Raw genomic sequence first — 16,216 nt, 5'->3', positions numbered from 1 at the left:
GGCCGGCGATGACTCCCGACCTGCCGGCCACGGCCCGCGGCGCACCGGTGCCCCGCCCGATCACCCGCCAGGTGCCGGTGCAGGCGCTGCCCACGCGCGCGCAGCCGTCCCCGCCGCCGCTGGACAAGCCGGGACTGTCCGACGACCCGGAGTGGTACCGCACGGCCGTGTTCTACGAGGTGATCGTGCGGGCGTTCTCGGACACGGCCGGCGCGGGCACGGGCGACCTGCGGGGCGTGACGGAGCGGCTCGACTACCTGCAGTGGCTGGGCGTGGACTGCCTCTGGCTGCCCCCGTTCTACCCGTCGCCCCTGCGCGACGGCGGGTACGACGTCGCGGACTACACGTCGATCGCGAGCCAGTACGGCACGGTCGGGGACTTCACGGAGCTGATCGAGGCGGCCCACGCCCGCGGCATCCGCGTGGTGGTGGACCTGGTGATGAACCACACCAGCGACCAGCACCCGTGGTTCCAGTCCTCGCGCGCGGACCCGGAGGGCCCGTACGGTGACTTCTACGTGTGGTCCGACGACGACACCCGCTACCCGGACGCGCGCATCATCTTCGTGGACACCGAGACGTCCAACTGGACGTTCGACCCGGAGCGCCGGCAGTTCTTCTGGCACCGCTTCTTCAGCCACCAGCCGGACCTCAACTTCGAGAACCCGCGCGTGGTGGACGCGATGCTCGACGTGGCCCGGTTCTGGCTGTCGATCGGCGTGGACGGGTTCCGGCTGGACGCCGTCCCGTACCTGTTCGAGGCCGAGGGCACCAACTGCGAGAACCTGCCGGAGACGCACGCGTTCCTGCGCCGGGTGCGCCGCATGATCGACGAGGAGTACCCGGGCCGGATCATGCTGGCCGAGGCCAACCAGTGGCCGCAGGAGGTGGTGGACTACTTCGGCACGGCGCAGGAGCCCGAGTGCCACATGTGCTTCCACTTCCCCGTGATGCCGCGGGTGTACTACGCGATGCGCGACCAGCGCGCCCGGCCTCTGCTGGACATCCTGGCGGACACCCCGGACATCCCCGCGCCAGGCGGCCAGTGGTCCACGTTCCTGCGCAACCACGACGAGCTGACGCTGGAGATGGTCTCCACCGAGGAGCGCGCGGCCATGTACGGCTGGTTCGCGCCCGACCCGCGCATGCGCGCGAACATCGGCATCCGCCGCCGCCTGTCCCCGCTGCTCGACAACTCGCGCAAGGAGGTGGAGCTGGCGCACGCGCTGCTGCTCAGCCTGCCCGGCAGCCCCTGCCTGTACTACGGCGACGAGATCGGCATGGGCGACAACATCTGGCTGCCGGACCGGGACGCCGTGCGCACCCCCATGCAATGGACGCCGGACCGCAACGCCGGCTTCTCCACCGCCGACCCGGGCAAGCTGTACCTGCCGCTCGTGCAGTCCCTGGTGCACCACTACCAGCACACGAACGTCGAGGCCCAGCTCGCGCAGCCGTCGTCGCTGCTGCACTGGGTGCACGGGATGCTCGCGGTGCGGCGCCTGCACCCGGCGTTCGGCACCGGCGACCTCACGGCCGTCGACGCGGACGACGAGGCGGTGATCGCGTTCACGCGCGCGGCGCCGGGCGAGACGCTGCTCGTGGCGGCGAACCTGTCCGCGACGGCGCGGTCGTCGCGGGTGCGGCTGCCCGGTCACGCGGGCTGGTCGCTGACCGACCTGTTCGGCGGCGCCCGGTTCCCCGACGTCGGGCCGGACGGCGAGGTCACGATGACGTGGGGCTCCCGCGACTTCTACTGGCTGCTCCTCACGCCGCCGGCCGGGTCGGCCCCGGGGGGCGAGCGGGCATGACCGCCGTGCGGCCGGCCGCGGACGTCCCCGACCCGAGCGTCGGGGACCTGCTCGCGGCCTGGCTGCCGGGCCGGCGATGGTTCCCCGCGGGCGGCGCGAGCGGTGCCGACGTGCGCGTGGAGCCGTGGCTCGCGGTGACGTTCGACGACGAGCGCGGCGCGGCCGGGGCGAGCGGCCCCGGGGGCGACGTCGTCGTCGTGCTCACGGAGCTGCGCGGCGCCGGGGTGCCCGGCGGCTCCTCGGTGGCGCAGGTGCCGCTGGTGCTCACCGACCCGGCCGACCGAGGGCCCGGGTTCATCGCGGAGGTGCACACCGCCGCCGGGTCGGTCGCGGTGCACGACGGCGGGGCCCACCCCGCCGCGTGGCTCGCGCTGCTGCGCGCGACGGGCGCCGGCGACGGGGTGCCCGACGCCGACCTGGTGGCCGGTGGGCACGTCGTGGCCGGCGAGCAGTCGAACACCAGCGTGGTGCTGCCGGGCGTGCCGTCGCCCGGCTCGTCGGGCGGGATGCTCAAGATCCTGCGGACGGTGACCCCGGGCCCGCACCCCGACGTCGTGGTGCCGCGCGCCCTCACGCGCGCCGGGTGGGACGGCGTGCCGCGCTTCCTCGGGGCCCTGCAGGTGACCACGGGGCCGGGCGTGACCACCGCCCTCGCCGTCCTCAGCGAGCTGGTGCCGCAGGCCCAGGACGGGTTCGAGCTGGCCTGCGAGCACGCCGGGCACGGCGAGTCGTTCGCCCACCTCGCGGCCGACCTCGGGCGCACCGTGGCCGAGCTGCACGTGGTGCTGCGCCAGGCGATGCCGCCGGGCCCCCTGCTCGACCCGGAGACGTTCGTCGGCGGCCTGCGCCGGCGGGCGGCGCTCGCCGTGGCCGAGGCCCCCTCGCTGGCCGCGCGGGAGCGGGAGATCGACGCCCTCCTCGACGACCTGCAGGGCCGCCTGCCCCGGCTGCGCCTGCAGACCGTGCACGGCGACCTGCACCTGGGCCAGGCCCTGCACGGCGCCACCGGGTGGAAGCTGCTCGACTTCGAGGGCGAGCCGCAGCGGCCCGCCGCGGAGCGCACCGCGCCCGACCTCCCGCTGCGCGACGTCGCGGGCATGGTCCGCTCGTTCGCGTACGCCGCGGCGGTGGGCGGGGCCCCCGACCCGTACTGGGAGGCGGAGGCCGTGCACGCGTTCCTCGCCCGCTACCGGGCGTCCGCCGACGCGTCGGCGGCGGTGAGCGGCCTGGCCTCGCGCCGTCCCCCGGAGCTCGACCCGCCCACGACCGACGCCGTGCTCGCCGCTCTCGTGCTCGACAAGGCGCTCTACGAGGTGGTCTACGAGACGCGGCAGCGGCCGCGGTGGGTGCACATCCCGCTGTCCGCCGTGGACCGGGTGCTCGGGCGTGCCCGCCACGCCCGCTGAGCGGGGCGGGCACGCCCGACCGTCCGGTCTGTCAGAGCAGGTCGTTCGCGCAGCGCACCGCCGCGGCGAAAGCGGCGGGCTCGCCACCGGCGGGCGAGGTGACCCGGAACGTGGTGCTCTGCCCGGCGCGGAGCGTGACCATGCCGGCGTCCACGCGCGCCGCGGGGTCCACCACGTCGGCGTGGCAGAACACGTCGCGCGCGAGCGACGTGGCGGTGACCCGCAGCTCGCAGCCGCCGTCGACGGCCGTCGTCCCGATCTGCAGCGGCCGCGGGTCGAGGCGCTGGCCCACCACCTCCGCGCCGTGCCGCAGGGCCGGGGCGACGCCGGTGTCGGGGGCGTCCGCCGCGGCCACCAGCACCTCGACGGCCGGGTCGGTGAACGTGGCGACGTCGGCGGGGACCGTCACGGTGGCCGCACCGCGCGCCGGCGCGTCGACCTCGAGGGTCGCCTTGGCCAGGACCGACCCGTCCAGCCCCTCACGGGTGACGGACCAGGTCCCGGCGAGGCGGTCCCCGGTGTCGTTGACGACCACGAGGGCGAGGGCGTCGGGCTCGGGCTCCAGGCCCTCCCACGCGGCGGCCCGCGCCGCCTCGGACACGCGCGGCTGGAACGTCGCCAGCCGCGGCGCGTACGCGGCGCGCAGGGCGTGCCACAGCGGCTTGCGGTGCTCGTCGTGGTCCACCGCGGCCCATGACACCACGGGCCAGTTGTCGTTGAGCTGCCACATGATGGCGCCGGTGTTGTGCGGGGTGAGCGACCGCACGTGCTCGATCCCGAAGCGCACGGCGTGCGCCTGGTTGAGCTGCGTCGTCCAGTGCCAGTCCTCGATCGTCGCCGGGTCGGGCAGGTGCCCCTGCCAGCCGCGCTCGAGCTTGGCGTTGCCCAGGTGCGCCTTCTGGTGCACGAGCATCTGGTGCCCGAACGGGTCGAGCGGCTCGTCGTGCACCACGCGCGTGAGCGTCGACCACGCCGGCGGCCCCTGGAAGCCGAACTCCGAGAGGAACCGCGGCCGGTAGCGCGCGTAGACGCTGTAGTCCTCCCGGTTCCACACGTCCCAGATGTGCATGGTGCCGAAGCGCTCGTCGTTGGGGTGCCGGTAGTCGCCGAACGAGTAGGGGCTCGCCGGGGAGTAGGGGCGGGTCGGGTCCAGCTCCGCGAGCACGCCCGGGAGCAGCTCGCGGTAGTACAGGTCCCCCCAGGGTCGGCCGCCCAGCCGGCCCGCCCAGCCCCAGTCGACCGAGCCCCAGGTGTTCTCGTTGTTGCCGTTCCAGATCACCAGCGAGGGGTGCGGGCTGAGGCGGGCGACGTTCTCCCGGGCCTCGGCCTCCACCTCGGCGCGCATGGGCGCGTCCTCGCTGTACGCGGCGCAGGCGAAGGGGAAGTCCTGCCACACGAGCAGGCCGCGCTCGTCGGCGAGGTCGTACAGGTCGTCCGACTCGTAGATGCCCCCGCCCCACACCCGCAGCAGGTTGACGTTCGCCTCCAGCGCGTCGTCCACGCGGCGGGCGTACCGGTCCCGGTCCACCAGCGTGAGGAACGCGTGGTCGGGGATCCAGTTCGCCCCGCGCACCAGGACGGTCTCCCCGTTGACGGACAGCGTGAACGGGGCGCCCGACTCGTCGGCCGCGGTGTCGAGCCCGACCGTGCGGAACCCGACCCGCCCCGACCAGCGCGCGTCGCCGCCGGTGCCCGCGGCGACCACGTCGACGTCGTACAGGGGCTGGTCCCCGTGCCCGACGGGCCACCAGCGACGCACGTCCGGCACCCGGACCGTCACGACGGCGCGGACCTGCCCGGCCGGCACGGTGCCGGACGCCTCGTGCTCCGCCCCGTCCGGCCCGGCGACGCGGACGCGCACGGGCACGTCGCCGTCGGCGCCCTCGCGCTCGATCTCGACGTGCGCGGCGAGGACGCCGTTGTGGCGGCCCGGCTCCCCCGCGACCACGTCGACCAGCGGCCGCACCGAGGCGATGCGCACCCCCGACCAGGAGTCGAGGCCGATCGGCTTCCAGACCCCGGCGCCCGCGACGTCGATGCCCCAGTCCCACCCGAAGGAGCACGCCATCTTGCGCAGCTGGTTGTACTCGTGGTGGTTGGTCGAGGGCAGGGTGCCGTCACGCTCCGCACGGGCCAGGGCCTCGGGCACCGGGGCGGCGAACGTGACGACGAGGGAGTTGCTGCCCTCCCGCAGGGCCGCCCGGGCGTCCCAGCGGTACGAGCGGTGCATGTTCTGCGTGTCGCCCAGCTCGACGCCGTTGAGCTTCACGGTCGCCACCGTGTCGAGGCCGAGGGCGACGAGGTCGTGCCGCGCGGCGCCCCCCGGCTGCCAGTCGAACGTCGTCGCGTACCGCCACGACGTGTCGCCGATCCACTGCTGCGCCGCCTCGTTGTCGCCGTCGAACGGCTCGTCGATCAGCCCCTCGCGGTGCAGGTCGAGGTGCGCCTCGCCGGGCACGACCGCCGGGATCCCCGTCGCGAGCGCCGGGGCGACGGCGTCGGGCGCGTCGCTCGCGAGCTCGGCGGCGGTCAGGCTCCACCCCTGGTGCAGGGCGCGGAAGGTCGTGGGGAGGTACGTCATGGAGGAGTCCTTCACAGTTCGCAGGGAGTTCGCAGGGGTCGCAGCGGGCGGACCGGTCGGGCCGCGAGGAGCTCAGTCTGACGGGGGACGGCGCGCCTCGCGCAGCGCACGCACGCCACCGGCGGCCGCCGCTCGGGGTCGAGGTCGCCGCCGCCGGACGGGCCGTCCGTCGGGGCACGCCGTCGTGACGGGCGCGCCCGTCACGACGCGCTCCGGGCGCCCGCCGCGCCCCGCGCCGCGGGCACGCCGGCCTCCTGCCACTCGCCCGCGAAGTGGTCGTAGCACACGCTGTTGTCGATCGCGCCGCGGTCGGTCCCCTCCCGGGTGAGGGTCACCCGGTCGACCCGCTCCGGGTCGGGCGCCGCCGTCGCCAGCAGCTGGGTGTAGTCGTGGTGCGGGTCGAGGATGACGGCGTCGGCCGGGCCGCGCTCGACGACGCGGCCCCGGTACAGCACGACGATCTCGTCGGAGAAGTGCCGGGCCGTCGCCAGGTCGTGCGTGATGTAGAGGACCGCCAGGCGGTCCTCGCGCTGCAGCCGGCCGAGCAGGTTGAGGACGCCGAGCCGGATCGACACGTCGAGCATCGACACGGGTTCGTCGGCGATGAGCACCTGGGCGCCCGGGGCGAGCGCGCGGGCGATGGCGACGCGCTGGCGCTGGCCCCCGGACAGCTCGTGGGGCCGGCGCGCGGCGAGGTCCTCGGCGGGCGTGAGGTTGACCCGCTCGAGCATCTCGACGACCCGTTCGTGCGTCTCCTGCGCCGTGCGGGTGCGCTGGTGGATCCGCAGCGGGCGGGCGATGTGGTGCTCGATCGAGTGGAACGGGTTGAGCGACGCGAACGGGTCCTGGAAGACCATCTGCACCTGGCGTCGGTACAGCGATCCCTGCACCGGGGTGTCGTCGTCGAGGCGGACGTCGACCGTGCCCGAGGTCGGCTTCTCCATGCGGGTGAGGATCTTCGCGATCGTCGACTTGCCGGAGCCCGACTCGCCCACCAGCGCGACGGTGCGGCCGGGGACCAGGTCGAGGCTCACGTGGTCGACGGCGCGCAGCCGCGACCGGCGCAGCCCGGAACGGATCGAGTAGTCCTTGACCAGGTCGGACACGTGGACGCGGGTCATGCTCGGTCCTCCTCGGGGGTGCCGGGGCCGGCGGGCTCGGCGAAGTCGTCGACGCCGCTGCGGATGAAGCCGCCCCGCTCGCCGGACAGGCTCGGGAACGAGCTCAGCAGCGTGCGGGTGTAGGGGTGGCGTGCCTCGCGGTAGAGGCGCTGGGCGGTGTCGAGCTCGACGATCTCGCCCTCCAGCATCACGGCGATCCGGTCGCTGATCTCCAGGAGCAGGGGCAGGTCGTGGGTGATGAACACGACGGCGAAGTCGAGCTCGTCGCGCAGGCGCACGATCTCGCGCAGGATGTCGCGCTGCACGACGACGTCCAGCGCGGTCGTGGGCTCGTCCATGATCATGATCTGCGGCTCGAGGAGCATCGCCATCGCGATCATGACGCGCTGGCGCATGCCCCCCGACAGCTCGTGGGCGTACGAGCCGAGGCGGCGGGGGTCCACCCCGACGCGGGTCAGCACCTCCTCGGACCGGCGCCGCACCTCGCGGCGGGACGTGCCCGGCCGGTGCGCGAGCAGCGTGTCGCGCAGCTGTGCCCGCACGGTGGTCACCGGGTTCAGGGCGTTCATCGCCCCCTGGAAGACCATCGACAGCTTGTCCCAGCGGAACGCGCGCAGCGCGGAGTCCCCGAGGGCGAGCACGTCGACGTCGGAGCCGTCGCGGTCGTGGAACGTGATGCTCCCGCCGGCGATCCGCGCCGGCGGCCGGTGCAGCCGGTTGACCGCGTACGCGAGCGTCGTCTTGCCGCACCCGGACTCGCCGGCCAGGCCGAGGACCTCGCCGCGGTGCAGCGTGAGGCTCGCGCTCTTCACGGCCGTGACCGGCTGCTCCACCTCGTAGACCACCGTGAGGTCGGAGACGGTGAGGACCGGTTCCGACCGACCGCCGGGAGCGGCCGCCTCCTCGTCGCGCAGCAGGGTCGTGGTCATCGTGCGGACACCTCCTTCACGCCGTCGTGTGCGTGGACCTCGTCCGGCCCCTCCGGGCGCGACCGTCGGGACGCGCGAGCGAGCTCGCGCTCCAGCCGGGCGGCCTTGCGGGCACGCTTGCGGTGCTGGCGCAGGTTCTTGAGCTTCGGGTTGATGATCTCGTCGATCGAGAAGTTGATGAGGGACAGCCCCGTGCCGAACAGCGCGATCATCAGTCCCGGCGGCACGAACCACCACCACGCGCCGAGCGAGAGCGCGAAGCCGTTCTGCGCGTAGAAGAGCATCGTGCCGAGCGTCGCGGAGTTGGACGCCCCGAGACCGATGAACGACAGCCCCGCCTCACCGAGGATGGCGGCGATGACCGCGAACACGAACTGGGAGGCGATGACCGGCAGGAGGTTCGGCAGGATCTCCACCACGATGACGCGCCACGGCCGCTCGCCCGAGACCTTGGAGGCCGCCACGTAGTCGCGGTTGCGCACCGAGAGGGTCTGGGCGCGCAGCACCCGTGCCGACGCGGCCCAGCTCGTGACCGCCAGCACGACGGCGATGGTCCACAGGCCGCGGCTCTCGCGGGGCACGAAGCCGGAGATGACGATCACGAGCGGCAGGCCCGGGATTACCAGGAAGACGTTCGACAGCAGGGAGAACGCCTCGTCGGCGAACCCGCCGCGATAGGCGCCGTAGATGCCGAAGAACGCGGACAGGACGGTGGCCAGGACGCCGACCAGCAGGCCGATCTGCAGGGAGCCGCGGGTCGCGTACGCGAGCTGGGCGAGCACGTCCTGACCGGTCTGCGTGGTGCCGAGCAGGAAGTCCGCCGACGGCGGGGTGAGGCCGATGTCGCGGATCTGGGTCGGGTCGCCCACCAGGTACGGGCCGAGGATGCCGAAGAGCGCGATGGCACCGACCAGCACCAGGCCGACGGCCAGCCAGGGCGTCATCGTCGGCAGGAGCATGCGCCAGCCGGAGCGCGGCGCGGCGCCCGCCCGGTCGCGTGCCACCTCCGCGGCCTCCACCTCGTCCACGAGGGACGGTTCGTTCGCAGGGCTGAGGTTCGTCATGTCGTCGCCTCCTTCAGGACCGGGCTCGGGTGCGGGGGTCGATCAGGCCGTACAGCAGGTCGACCACCAGGTTCGCGCCGAGCACGGCGAGCGTGATGACGAGGAACAGCCCCTGCATGAGCGCGTAGTCGTTGTTGGTCACCGCGCCCAGCAGCCGTCCGCCGATGCCGGGGTAGGAGAACACCTGCTCGGTGATCACGGAGCCCGAGACGACGAAGCCGAGCGAGATCGCGAAGCCCGCGACCGACGGCAGCACGGCGTTGCGCGAGGCGTACGAGCGCAGCACCTTGCGCGGGGACAGCCCCTTGGCCTCGGCGGTGAGGACGTAGTCCTCGGACAGCGTGGAGACCATCATGTTGCGCATCCCGAGCAGCCAGCCGCCGACCGAGGCCAGCACGATCGTCAGCGCCGGCAGGGCGCCGTAGTGGATCGCGGAGGCGATGAACTCCGCGTTCCAGCCGGGGTCGAGGACGACGTCGTAGCCGCCCTGCAACGGGAACCAGCCGAGCACCCGGGCGAGGAAGTACGCCAGGATCAGCGCCAGCCAGAAGTAGGGCACGGCGGCCAGCAGCGTCGTCGCCGGGATGAGCGAGTCGAGCCAGGTGCCCGGCTTCCACCCGACGAACGCGCCCAGCCCGACGCCCAGGACGGCGGCCATGACGGTCGCGATGCCGACGAGCACCACGGTCCACGGCAGCGACTGCGCGATGACGTCGGTGACCTGTGCCGGGTAGTAGCTGACCGACACGCCGAGGTCGCCGTGGAACAGGTTCTTGATGTAGTCGACGTACTGGGTCCACAGCGGTTCCGAGCTGTCGCCCCCGAGGAGGAGCGCGTACGCCTCCCTGGTCTCCGGCGTCACCGTCCCGCCCCGCTGCTGCAGCTTCGCCAGCAGGATGTCCACCGGGTCACCCGGCAGCAGCCGCGGGATCGCGAAGTTCAGGGTCAGCGCAGCCCACAGGGCCACGACGTAGAAGCCCATCTTGCGCAGGAAGTAGTTCACGAGTGCGCCCTCTCCTCGGGGTCGACGGCCCGGTCCACGTCAGCCCTTCGGCTCGAGGTGCTTGAAGATCTCGGCGGCGTCGAGGGCCGACCAGACCGCGGGGAACGCGTACAGGTCGTCGTCCGACGGCCAGCCGGTGAACTTCGCCGTGTTCCAGATGCTCGTCGTGCCGCCCGTGAGGACGGGGACGTACGGCATGTCGTCGACGATCGCCTTCTGGACGGTGTCGAAGTACGGCTGGCGCGCGGCGGCGTCGTCGAGCGGCAGGGTGGAGAGCTTGTCGAGCGCCGCGTCCACGTCGGGGTTCGCGTACCGGGAGAAGTTGTTGCCGGCCGACTTGCCGACCTTCGCGCCCGAGCTCGAGCTGAAGAAGTAGTTGTAGAGGTAGTACGGGTCGGGCGCCGGGCCCTGCCAGAGCGAGTCGATGACGAGCTGGAAGTTGCCCGAGCCCTTCTTCTCCGTCCACTCGTTCCACGACGACTGGGCGGCCTTGAGCTCGATGCCGGCGGCCTTCGCCTGCGACGTCATCGTGTCGATCGCCGTGATGTAGTCGGTCCAGCCGGTGACGACCTCGACCGTGAGCGAGAGCCGCTCGCCGTCCTTGGCGTAGATCCCGTCGCTGCCCTTGGCCCAGCCGGCGTCCTCGAGGGTCTTCGCGGCCCCGTCGGGGTCGGCGGTCATCGGCGCGACCTTCTCGTCGACGGCGGCGGAGACGAAGTCGTCCTGGCTGGGCGTGAGGGTGAAGGCGGGCGACACCTCGTTCGCCGTCTCCATGAACGCGAGCTTGTCGAGCTGGGTGCGGTCGATCGCCTCGTACAGCGCGTGGCGGACGGCGGGGTCGGTCTGCGGGCCCTGGCAACCCATCTCCGCGCTCGAGCACGTGGCCAGCACCATCTGGTTCTGCCACTGGGTGTAGGCGTCGTAGCTCGGGAAGTTCTTGTGCGTGTTCTGGATGTCGGGGATCGGGCCGGTCTGCCAGTCGACCGTGCCGGCCGCGATCGCGTCGGCGCCGGCCTGGTTGCCGGACAGCGAGAGGAAGCGGACGTTGGTCACGGCGGGCTCGCCGCCCCAGTAGTCGGGGTTGGCCTTGAGGGTGAACGCCTGCGGCTTGAAGTTGTCGAGCAGGTAGGCACCCGTCCCGACGGGCTTCTCGATGACGTCCTCCGTCGGGTTGATGTCCTTCCAGAGGTGCTCGGGGACGATCGGGGTGCTGAGCACGTCGGGGCCCTTGACGAAGGCGGGGTCCTTGAAGGTGAAGGTCACGTGGGTGTCGTCCACCGCCTCGGCGGTCCCCTCGAAGCCGATGTTGTTGATCGCCTGGGTGTCCTTGAGCATCGTGAACGTGAAGGCGACGTCCTCGGCGGTGAACGGCTCGCCGTCGCTCCAGGTGACGCCCTCGCGAAGCGTCACCGACAGGACGGTGCCGTCCTCGTTCCACGACTGCTCGGTGCCGAGCAGGGGCACCGGGTCGGCGACCTGCGCCTTGTTGTAGAAGAAGAGGGGCTCGTAGATGGTCCCGAGCCCGCCGATCTTCGAGGGCGAGAACGGGTTGAAGTTGATCTGGTAGTCGCCGGCCTGGCCCGTGTAGGCGACGAGCGTGCTCTCCGCGCCACCGCCCGAGCCGCCCGAGCCGCCCTCCGAGCCGCCCCCGGAGCACGCCGCGAGGGCGAGACCGAGGGCCGCGACACCGGCGAGCACCGCGCCGCGCCGACGGATTCCTGTCCTGAGGAACATCTGCGGTCCTTTCTCGTGCCGGCACCAGTGCCGGCTCCAGCGGCGCCGTCGTCGGCGCTCGTGGGTATTCTTGCCATGGTTAACTTAAGCGGTCAAGTGCCGTAGGTCACTCGTACTGGAGGCGATACATGCTGCTGGACGGCGTCGCGCAGGTCGTCTCGTCGCGACGTCTGCTCGACCTCGTGCGGACCCGCCGGGCGATCAGCCGTGTCGAGCTGGCCCGGCTCTCCGGGCTCACCTCACCGACCGTCACGCACGTCGTCCGCGGGCTGCTGGACCTCGGGCTGGTGCACGAGACCGGGCTCCAGCAGCGGGGGCGGGGCCAGCCACGCCGCCTGCTGAGCGTCACCGCGGACGCCGGGTACGCCGTCGGCATCCAGGTCGACCTGACCACCACGACGACCGTGGTGGTCGACTTCGCCGGCACGACCGTCGCGAGCGCCGGGCTCCGCGGCTCCGGACGGCGGTCGCCCGACCGGACCGTCGGGACGCTCGTCGACCACGTGGGCGAGCTGCTCGCCGGCGCCGGCGTCCCCCGCGACCGCGTGCTCGGCGTCGGCCTCGTGACCCACGGCCCGCAGGACCGCGAGCGCGGGATGCTCCTCACGGCGCAGCCCACGCCCGCCTGGGAGAGGTACCCGCTGACGGCGCGGCTGGCCGCCGGGCTGGGGCTGCCCGTGCTGCTCGAGAACGACGCCACCGCGGCCGCCGTGGGCGAGCTGTGGACGCGGGACCTCGACACCGAGACCTTCGGGCTCGTCTACATGGCGTCGGGGATCGGCGGCGCCGTCGTCGTGGACGGCGTCGCCTACCGCGGGCGCGCCTCGAACGCGGTCGAGATCGGCCACGTGCCGCTCCCGGACGCGCGCGCCGCCTGCGTCTGCGGCAGCCGCGGGTGCACGCAGGCGGAGGCCGGCCCCGGGGCCGTCGTCGCCCAGGCCGTGGCCCGCCGGGACGTCGCCGCACGCTGGGGCGTGCGGGGACCCGCCGAGGACACGCTCGCCGACTTCGAGCGCGTGGCCCGCGCCGCGCGCGACGGCGACGCGGACGCCGCCGACCTGCTCACCCGCTCGGCCCGCCGGGTCGGCCAGGCGGCCACCGTGCTCGTCAACCTCTTCGACGTGGACACCGTGCTGCTGGCCGGGCCGGCGTTCGCGACGGCGGGGCCCCTGTATCGCCGGGTCGTGGGCGCCGCGCTGTCCGAGCACGCGCTCAGCCGTACCCTCAGCCCGCCCCGGGTCGCGCTGTCCGGTCAGGTCGCGACCGTCGCGGCCGTCGGCGGCGCCCTCACCGTGCTGCGGGGCGCGCCCGACGCCACCCTGCCGCTGCGCAGCACGGGCGCGCCACCCTCCGCCGACCGCACCCTCGAACCGCCCGCAACGATCGGAGCCCTGTGACCACCGACAACGTCGTCCTGCACCGCGACGGGACCGCCCTCGTCCTCCACCTGCCCGCGCACGGCCTCCCGGCCGTCGTGCACTGGGGCGCGGACCCGGGGCCGCTCGACGCGGCCGACGCCGACGCCCTCCTCCGGGCGACCAGCCGCCAGACACCGCCCGGCACCCTCGACGCCGCGTGGCGCCTCCCGCTCGTGCCGCAGGAGTCCGACGGCTGGTCGGGCCGCCCCGGCCTCCTCGCCACGCGCGGCGGCGTGCCGGTGTACCCGCGCTGGGAGTCTTCCGTGGACCGTCCGGACGAGGCGACCGCCGTCGTCACCGCCACCGACACGACCGGCGGGCTCACCCTGCGCACCCGCGCGGAGATCGGCCCCGGCGGGCTCGTCGTCCTCGACCACGAGCTCGTCAACGACGGCGTCGAGCCGCTCGAGGTCGCCTGGCTCGAGGCGACCCTTCCGGTGCCGAAGACGGCCGACCACCTCACCACCTTCGGCGGCCGGTGGACGCGCGAGAAGTCACCGCTCACCACCCCGATGCCGCGCGGGACCACGGTGCGCGAGTCACGTCGGGGCCGCGGCGGCCACGACGCCCCGTGGGTGACGCTCGCCTCGGAGGGCGCACCCCGGGCCGGCGAGGGCCGGGTGTGGGCCGCGCACCTGGGCTGGAGCGCCGACGTGCGTCACCGCGTCGACCGGGTCACCGAGCACGTCTCGCTGCTCGGGGCGGGAGAGCTCCTCCGGCCCGGCGAGATCGTCCTGGCGCCCGGCGCGTCCTACCGTGCGCCGACCGCCTACTTCGCCTGGTCGGACGGCGGCCTCGACGGCGTCGCGGCGCGCTTCCACACCTGGCTCCGCGCGCGCCCGCAGCACCCGCGGGCTCCTCGTCCGCTGGTGCTCAACACCTGGGAGGCGGTGTACTTCGACCACGACCCGGAGCGCCTGTTCGCGCTCGCGCGGCGGGCGGCGGAGATCGGGGTCGAGCGCTTCGTCCTCGACGACGGCTGGTTCCCCGCACGCCGGGACGACACCAAGGGCCTCGGCGACTGGGTGGTCGACCGCGACGTCTGGCCCGACGGCCTGGAGCCCCTCGCCGAGCTGGTGCACGGGCTGGGGATGCAGCTCGGTCTGTGGTTCGAGCCGGAGATGGTCAACCTCGACTCGGACCTCGCACGCACCCACCCCGAGTGGATCCTGGCCCACCCGGCCTCCGTGCCGTCCCCCGACGGCCTGTCGTTCCGCACCCAGTACATGCTCGACCTGGCCGACCCCGACGCGTGGGAGCACGTCCGGGGGCAGGTCTCCGCCCTCGTCGCGGACCTCGGCATCGACTTCATCAAGTGGGACCACAACCGCGACCTGGTCGAACCCGTCCACGGCGGTGCGCCCGGCACGCACGCCCAGACGCTGGCCACGTACCGGCTCCTGGACCGGCTGCGGGAGGACCATCCCGCGCTGGAGATCGAGTCGTGCTCCTCCGGCGGGGCGCGCACCGACCTCGGCATCCTCGCCCGCACCGACCGGGTCTGGGCCTCCGACTCCAACGACCCCGTGGAGCGGCAGGACATCCAGCGCTGGACCGAGCTGGTGCTCCCCCCGGAGCTGGTCGGCGCGCACGTCGGGCCGTCGCCGGCGCACTCGTCCGGGCGCGCCACCGACCTGTCGTACCGCATCGCCACGTCGCTGCAGGGCTCGGCGGGCTTCGAGTGGGACATCCTCGGCTGCACGCCGGAGGAGACCGCCCGGATCACCGCGTTCGCGGCGCTCTACAAGGAGCTGCGCGGGCTCCTCCACTCGGGCACGGTGCGACACCCCGACACGACCGACCCCGCCCTCCGGGTGCGCACCGTGGTCGCGCCGGACCGGTCCGAGGCCGTCGTCACCGTGGCGACCGTCGCGTCCCCCGAGGACGCACTCTCGGAGCGGCTCCGGATCGACGGCCTCGACCCGGAGCGCCGCTACACGGTGCGGCTGCGGGACGAGATCGGGGAGTCACGCTGGGGCTGGGTCACGCCCGGCTGGCTCGGCGACGGGCCGGTCGCCCTCCCCGGCCGGGTGCTCGCCGAGGTCGGGCTGCAGCTGCCGACGCTGTGGCCGGTCCAGGCGTTCGTGCTGCACCTCACCGTGGCGTAGGCGGGGGGCCGGTGCTCCCGCGCACCGTCAGGGTGGGGGTCGAGTCGCGGTACGGCCGCGCCTCGGCCCCGGCCATCCGCTCGAACAGCCGCCGGGCCACGTGCGCCCCGTAGCTCGTCACGTCGTGGCTGAGGGCGGTGAGCTGGGGGTACGCCGCCTGGCACAGGGGCGAGTCGTCCCAGGCCACCAGCGAGACGTCCTCGGGGACACGCACCCCGAGCTCGTGCGCCGCGCCCAGGCCCGCGAAGGCCATCACGTCGTTGTCGTAGACCACCGCGGTCACGGGGTCGTCGGCCTCCAGCAGCGACCGGGTGGCGGCGGCACCGGCGTCGGGCGAGAAGTCGGCACGCGCGACCTGCGCGACCACCCCCACGCTCGCCGCCTCGCTCTCGAAGGCGAGGTCGCGGATCGTGGTGTGGCCGAACCCCTCGGTGCCGGACACGCGGCCGATCCTGCGGTGCCCCAGCCTGGCGAGGTAGCGCACGCACTCGCGCAGGGCCGTGGCGTCGTCGGTGTACACCGCGGGCAGGTTCCCCGCGAACTCGGGATCGCCCACGACGACGGCGGGCAGGGCGTCGCGCTCCGACAGCGCCGCGAGCCGGGGGTCGTCCTTGCGGGGGTCGACCACGATCACGCCGTCGACGCGGCGCGCGGCGTGCCAGCGCCGGTGCGCCTGGGTCTCGGCGTCGATGTCGGGCACGACCTGCAGCAGCAGCCCGTACGACCGCTCCGTGAGGACCTGCTCGATGCCGGCGATGAACTGCATGTAGAACGACTCGAACCCCAGGGTCTCCGGGGCGCGGGCGAGCACGAGGCCGATCGTCTCCACCCGCGCGCCGGACAGGGCCCGGGCCGCCTGGCTCGGCACCCAGCCGAGCTCCGCCGCGACCCCGAGGATCCGCGCCCTGGTCTCGTCGGAGACGCCCGGTCTGTCGTTGAGGGCGTAGGACACCGCACCCGTGGACACTCCGGCCCGCCGGGCGATGTCCGCGATGGTGATCCGAGGCATCCGCGCTCCCTTCCCGAGCAGGATGGTATGCC

General features: G+C 73.7%; 11 protein-coding genes. 4 read left to right on the top strand and 7 right to left on the bottom strand.

Annotated elements, in window-relative coordinates; all coding sequences use genetic code 11:
• The first annotated feature begins 8 nt into the window (after positions 1-8).
• Positions 9-1,811 carry a maltose alpha-D-glucosyltransferase gene (treS, locus tag ACFU9A_RS21285; protein ID WP_430577297.1) on the top strand — a complete coding sequence of 601 codons (1,803 nt, stop codon included), beginning with the start codon at positions 9-11 and terminating at the stop codon, positions 1,809-1,811.
• Complete coding sequence (locus ACFU9A_RS21280; protein WP_430577296.1) at positions 1,808-3,217, top strand: aminoglycoside phosphotransferase; 1,410 nt, start codon at positions 1,808-1,810, stop codon at positions 3,215-3,217. Before treS ends, ACFU9A_RS21280 begins: the two co-directional genes overlap by 4 nt.
• 31 nt (positions 3,218-3,248) lie before the next feature.
• Here the strand turns inward: ACFU9A_RS21280 and ACFU9A_RS21275 are convergent, their stop codons facing one another.
• From ACFU9A_RS21275 to ACFU9A_RS21250, 6 genes are all read right to left on the bottom strand, one after another.
• A complete protein-coding gene (locus ACFU9A_RS21275; protein ID WP_430577295.1) occupies positions 3,249-5,798 on the bottom strand; it encodes a glycoside hydrolase family 2 protein in 2,550 nt (849 codons plus the stop codon).
• 200 nt (positions 5,799-5,998) lie between these two features.
• On the bottom strand, positions 5,999-6,919 hold the full coding sequence (locus tag ACFU9A_RS21270; protein WP_430577294.1) for an ABC transporter ATP-binding protein: 921 nt from the start codon (positions 6,917-6,919) through the stop codon (positions 5,999-6,001).
• On the bottom strand, positions 6,916-7,848 hold the full coding sequence (locus tag ACFU9A_RS21265; protein ID WP_430577293.1) for an ABC transporter ATP-binding protein: 933 nt from the start codon (positions 7,846-7,848) through the stop codon (positions 6,916-6,918). The genes ACFU9A_RS21270 and ACFU9A_RS21265 overlap by 4 nt, the downstream gene beginning before the upstream one ends.
• Complete coding sequence (locus ACFU9A_RS21260; protein WP_430577292.1) at positions 7,845-8,912, bottom strand: ABC transporter permease; 1,068 nt, start codon at positions 8,910-8,912, stop codon at positions 7,845-7,847. Before ACFU9A_RS21260 ends, ACFU9A_RS21265 begins: the two co-directional genes overlap by 4 nt.
• A 13-nt stretch (positions 8,913-8,925) precedes the next feature.
• Positions 8,926-9,915 (bottom strand): ABC transporter permease, encoded by a 990-nt coding sequence (locus ACFU9A_RS21255; protein ID WP_430577291.1) that lies wholly within the window; start codon positions 9,913-9,915, stop codon positions 8,926-8,928.
• Between the two features lie 39 nt (positions 9,916-9,954).
• A complete protein-coding gene (locus ACFU9A_RS21250; RefSeq protein ID WP_430577290.1) occupies positions 9,955-11,649 on the bottom strand; it encodes an ABC transporter substrate-binding protein in 1,695 nt (564 codons plus the stop codon).
• Positions 11,650-11,777: 128 nt separating this feature from the next.
• Between ACFU9A_RS21250 and ACFU9A_RS21245 the strand changes: the two genes are divergently transcribed.
• A complete protein-coding gene (locus tag ACFU9A_RS21245) occupies positions 11,778-13,046 on the top strand; it encodes an ROK family protein (RefSeq protein WP_430577289.1) in 1,269 nt (422 codons plus the stop codon).
• Positions 13,043-15,175, top strand: a complete 2,133-nt coding sequence (locus ACFU9A_RS21240; RefSeq protein ID WP_430577288.1) for an alpha-galactosidase — start codon at positions 13,043-13,045, stop codon at positions 15,173-15,175. The genes ACFU9A_RS21245 and ACFU9A_RS21240 overlap by 4 nt, the downstream gene beginning before the upstream one ends.
• Here ACFU9A_RS21240 and ACFU9A_RS21235 read toward each other — a convergent pair.
• Positions 15,162-16,184, bottom strand: a complete 1,023-nt coding sequence (locus tag ACFU9A_RS21235; RefSeq protein WP_430577287.1) for a LacI family DNA-binding transcriptional regulator — start codon at positions 16,182-16,184, stop codon at positions 15,162-15,164. The genes ACFU9A_RS21240 and ACFU9A_RS21235 overlap by 14 nt on opposite strands.
• Positions 16,185-16,216 lie beyond the last annotated feature (32 nt).

It is taken from the genome of Isoptericola sp. NPDC057653 (assembly GCF_042799955.1).
Taxonomy (GTDB): domain Bacteria; phylum Actinomycetota; class Actinomycetes; order Actinomycetales; family Cellulomonadaceae; genus Isoptericola.
This window is presented reverse-complemented; position numbering and strand designations above follow the sequence as displayed.

What these genes read in the sequence shown, in the direction of transcription:
- treS (WP_430577297.1), top strand. Translation starts at nt 9, where the DNA reads ATGACTCCCGACCTGCCGGCCACGGCCCGCGGCGCACCGGTGCCCCGC.
- ACFU9A_RS21280 (WP_430577296.1), top strand. Translation starts at nt 1,808, where the DNA reads ATGACCGCCGTGCGGCCGGCCGCGGACGTCCCCGACCCGAGCGTCGGG.
- ACFU9A_RS21275 (WP_430577295.1), bottom strand. Translation starts at nt 5,798, where the DNA reads ATGACGTACCTCCCCACGACCTTCCGCGCCCTGCACCAGGGGTGGAGC.
- ACFU9A_RS21270 (WP_430577294.1), bottom strand. Translation starts at nt 6,919, where the DNA reads ATGACCCGCGTCCACGTGTCCGACCTGGTCAAGGACTACTCGATCCGT.
- ACFU9A_RS21265 (WP_430577293.1), bottom strand. Translation starts at nt 7,848, where the DNA reads ATGACCACGACCCTGCTGCGCGACGAGGAGGCGGCCGCTCCCGGCGGT.
- ACFU9A_RS21260 (WP_430577292.1), bottom strand. Translation starts at nt 8,912, where the DNA reads ATGACGAACCTCAGCCCTGCGAACGAACCGTCCCTCGTGGACGAGGTG.
- ACFU9A_RS21250 (WP_430577290.1), bottom strand. Translation starts at nt 11,649, where the DNA reads ATGTTCCTCAGGACAGGAATCCGTCGGCGCGGCGCGGTGCTCGCCGGT.
- ACFU9A_RS21245 (WP_430577289.1), top strand. Translation starts at nt 11,778, where the DNA reads ATGCTGCTGGACGGCGTCGCGCAGGTCGTCTCGTCGCGACGTCTGCTC.
- ACFU9A_RS21235 (WP_430577287.1), bottom strand. Translation starts at nt 16,184, where the DNA reads ATGCCTCGGATCACCATCGCGGACATCGCCCGGCGGGCCGGAGTGTCC.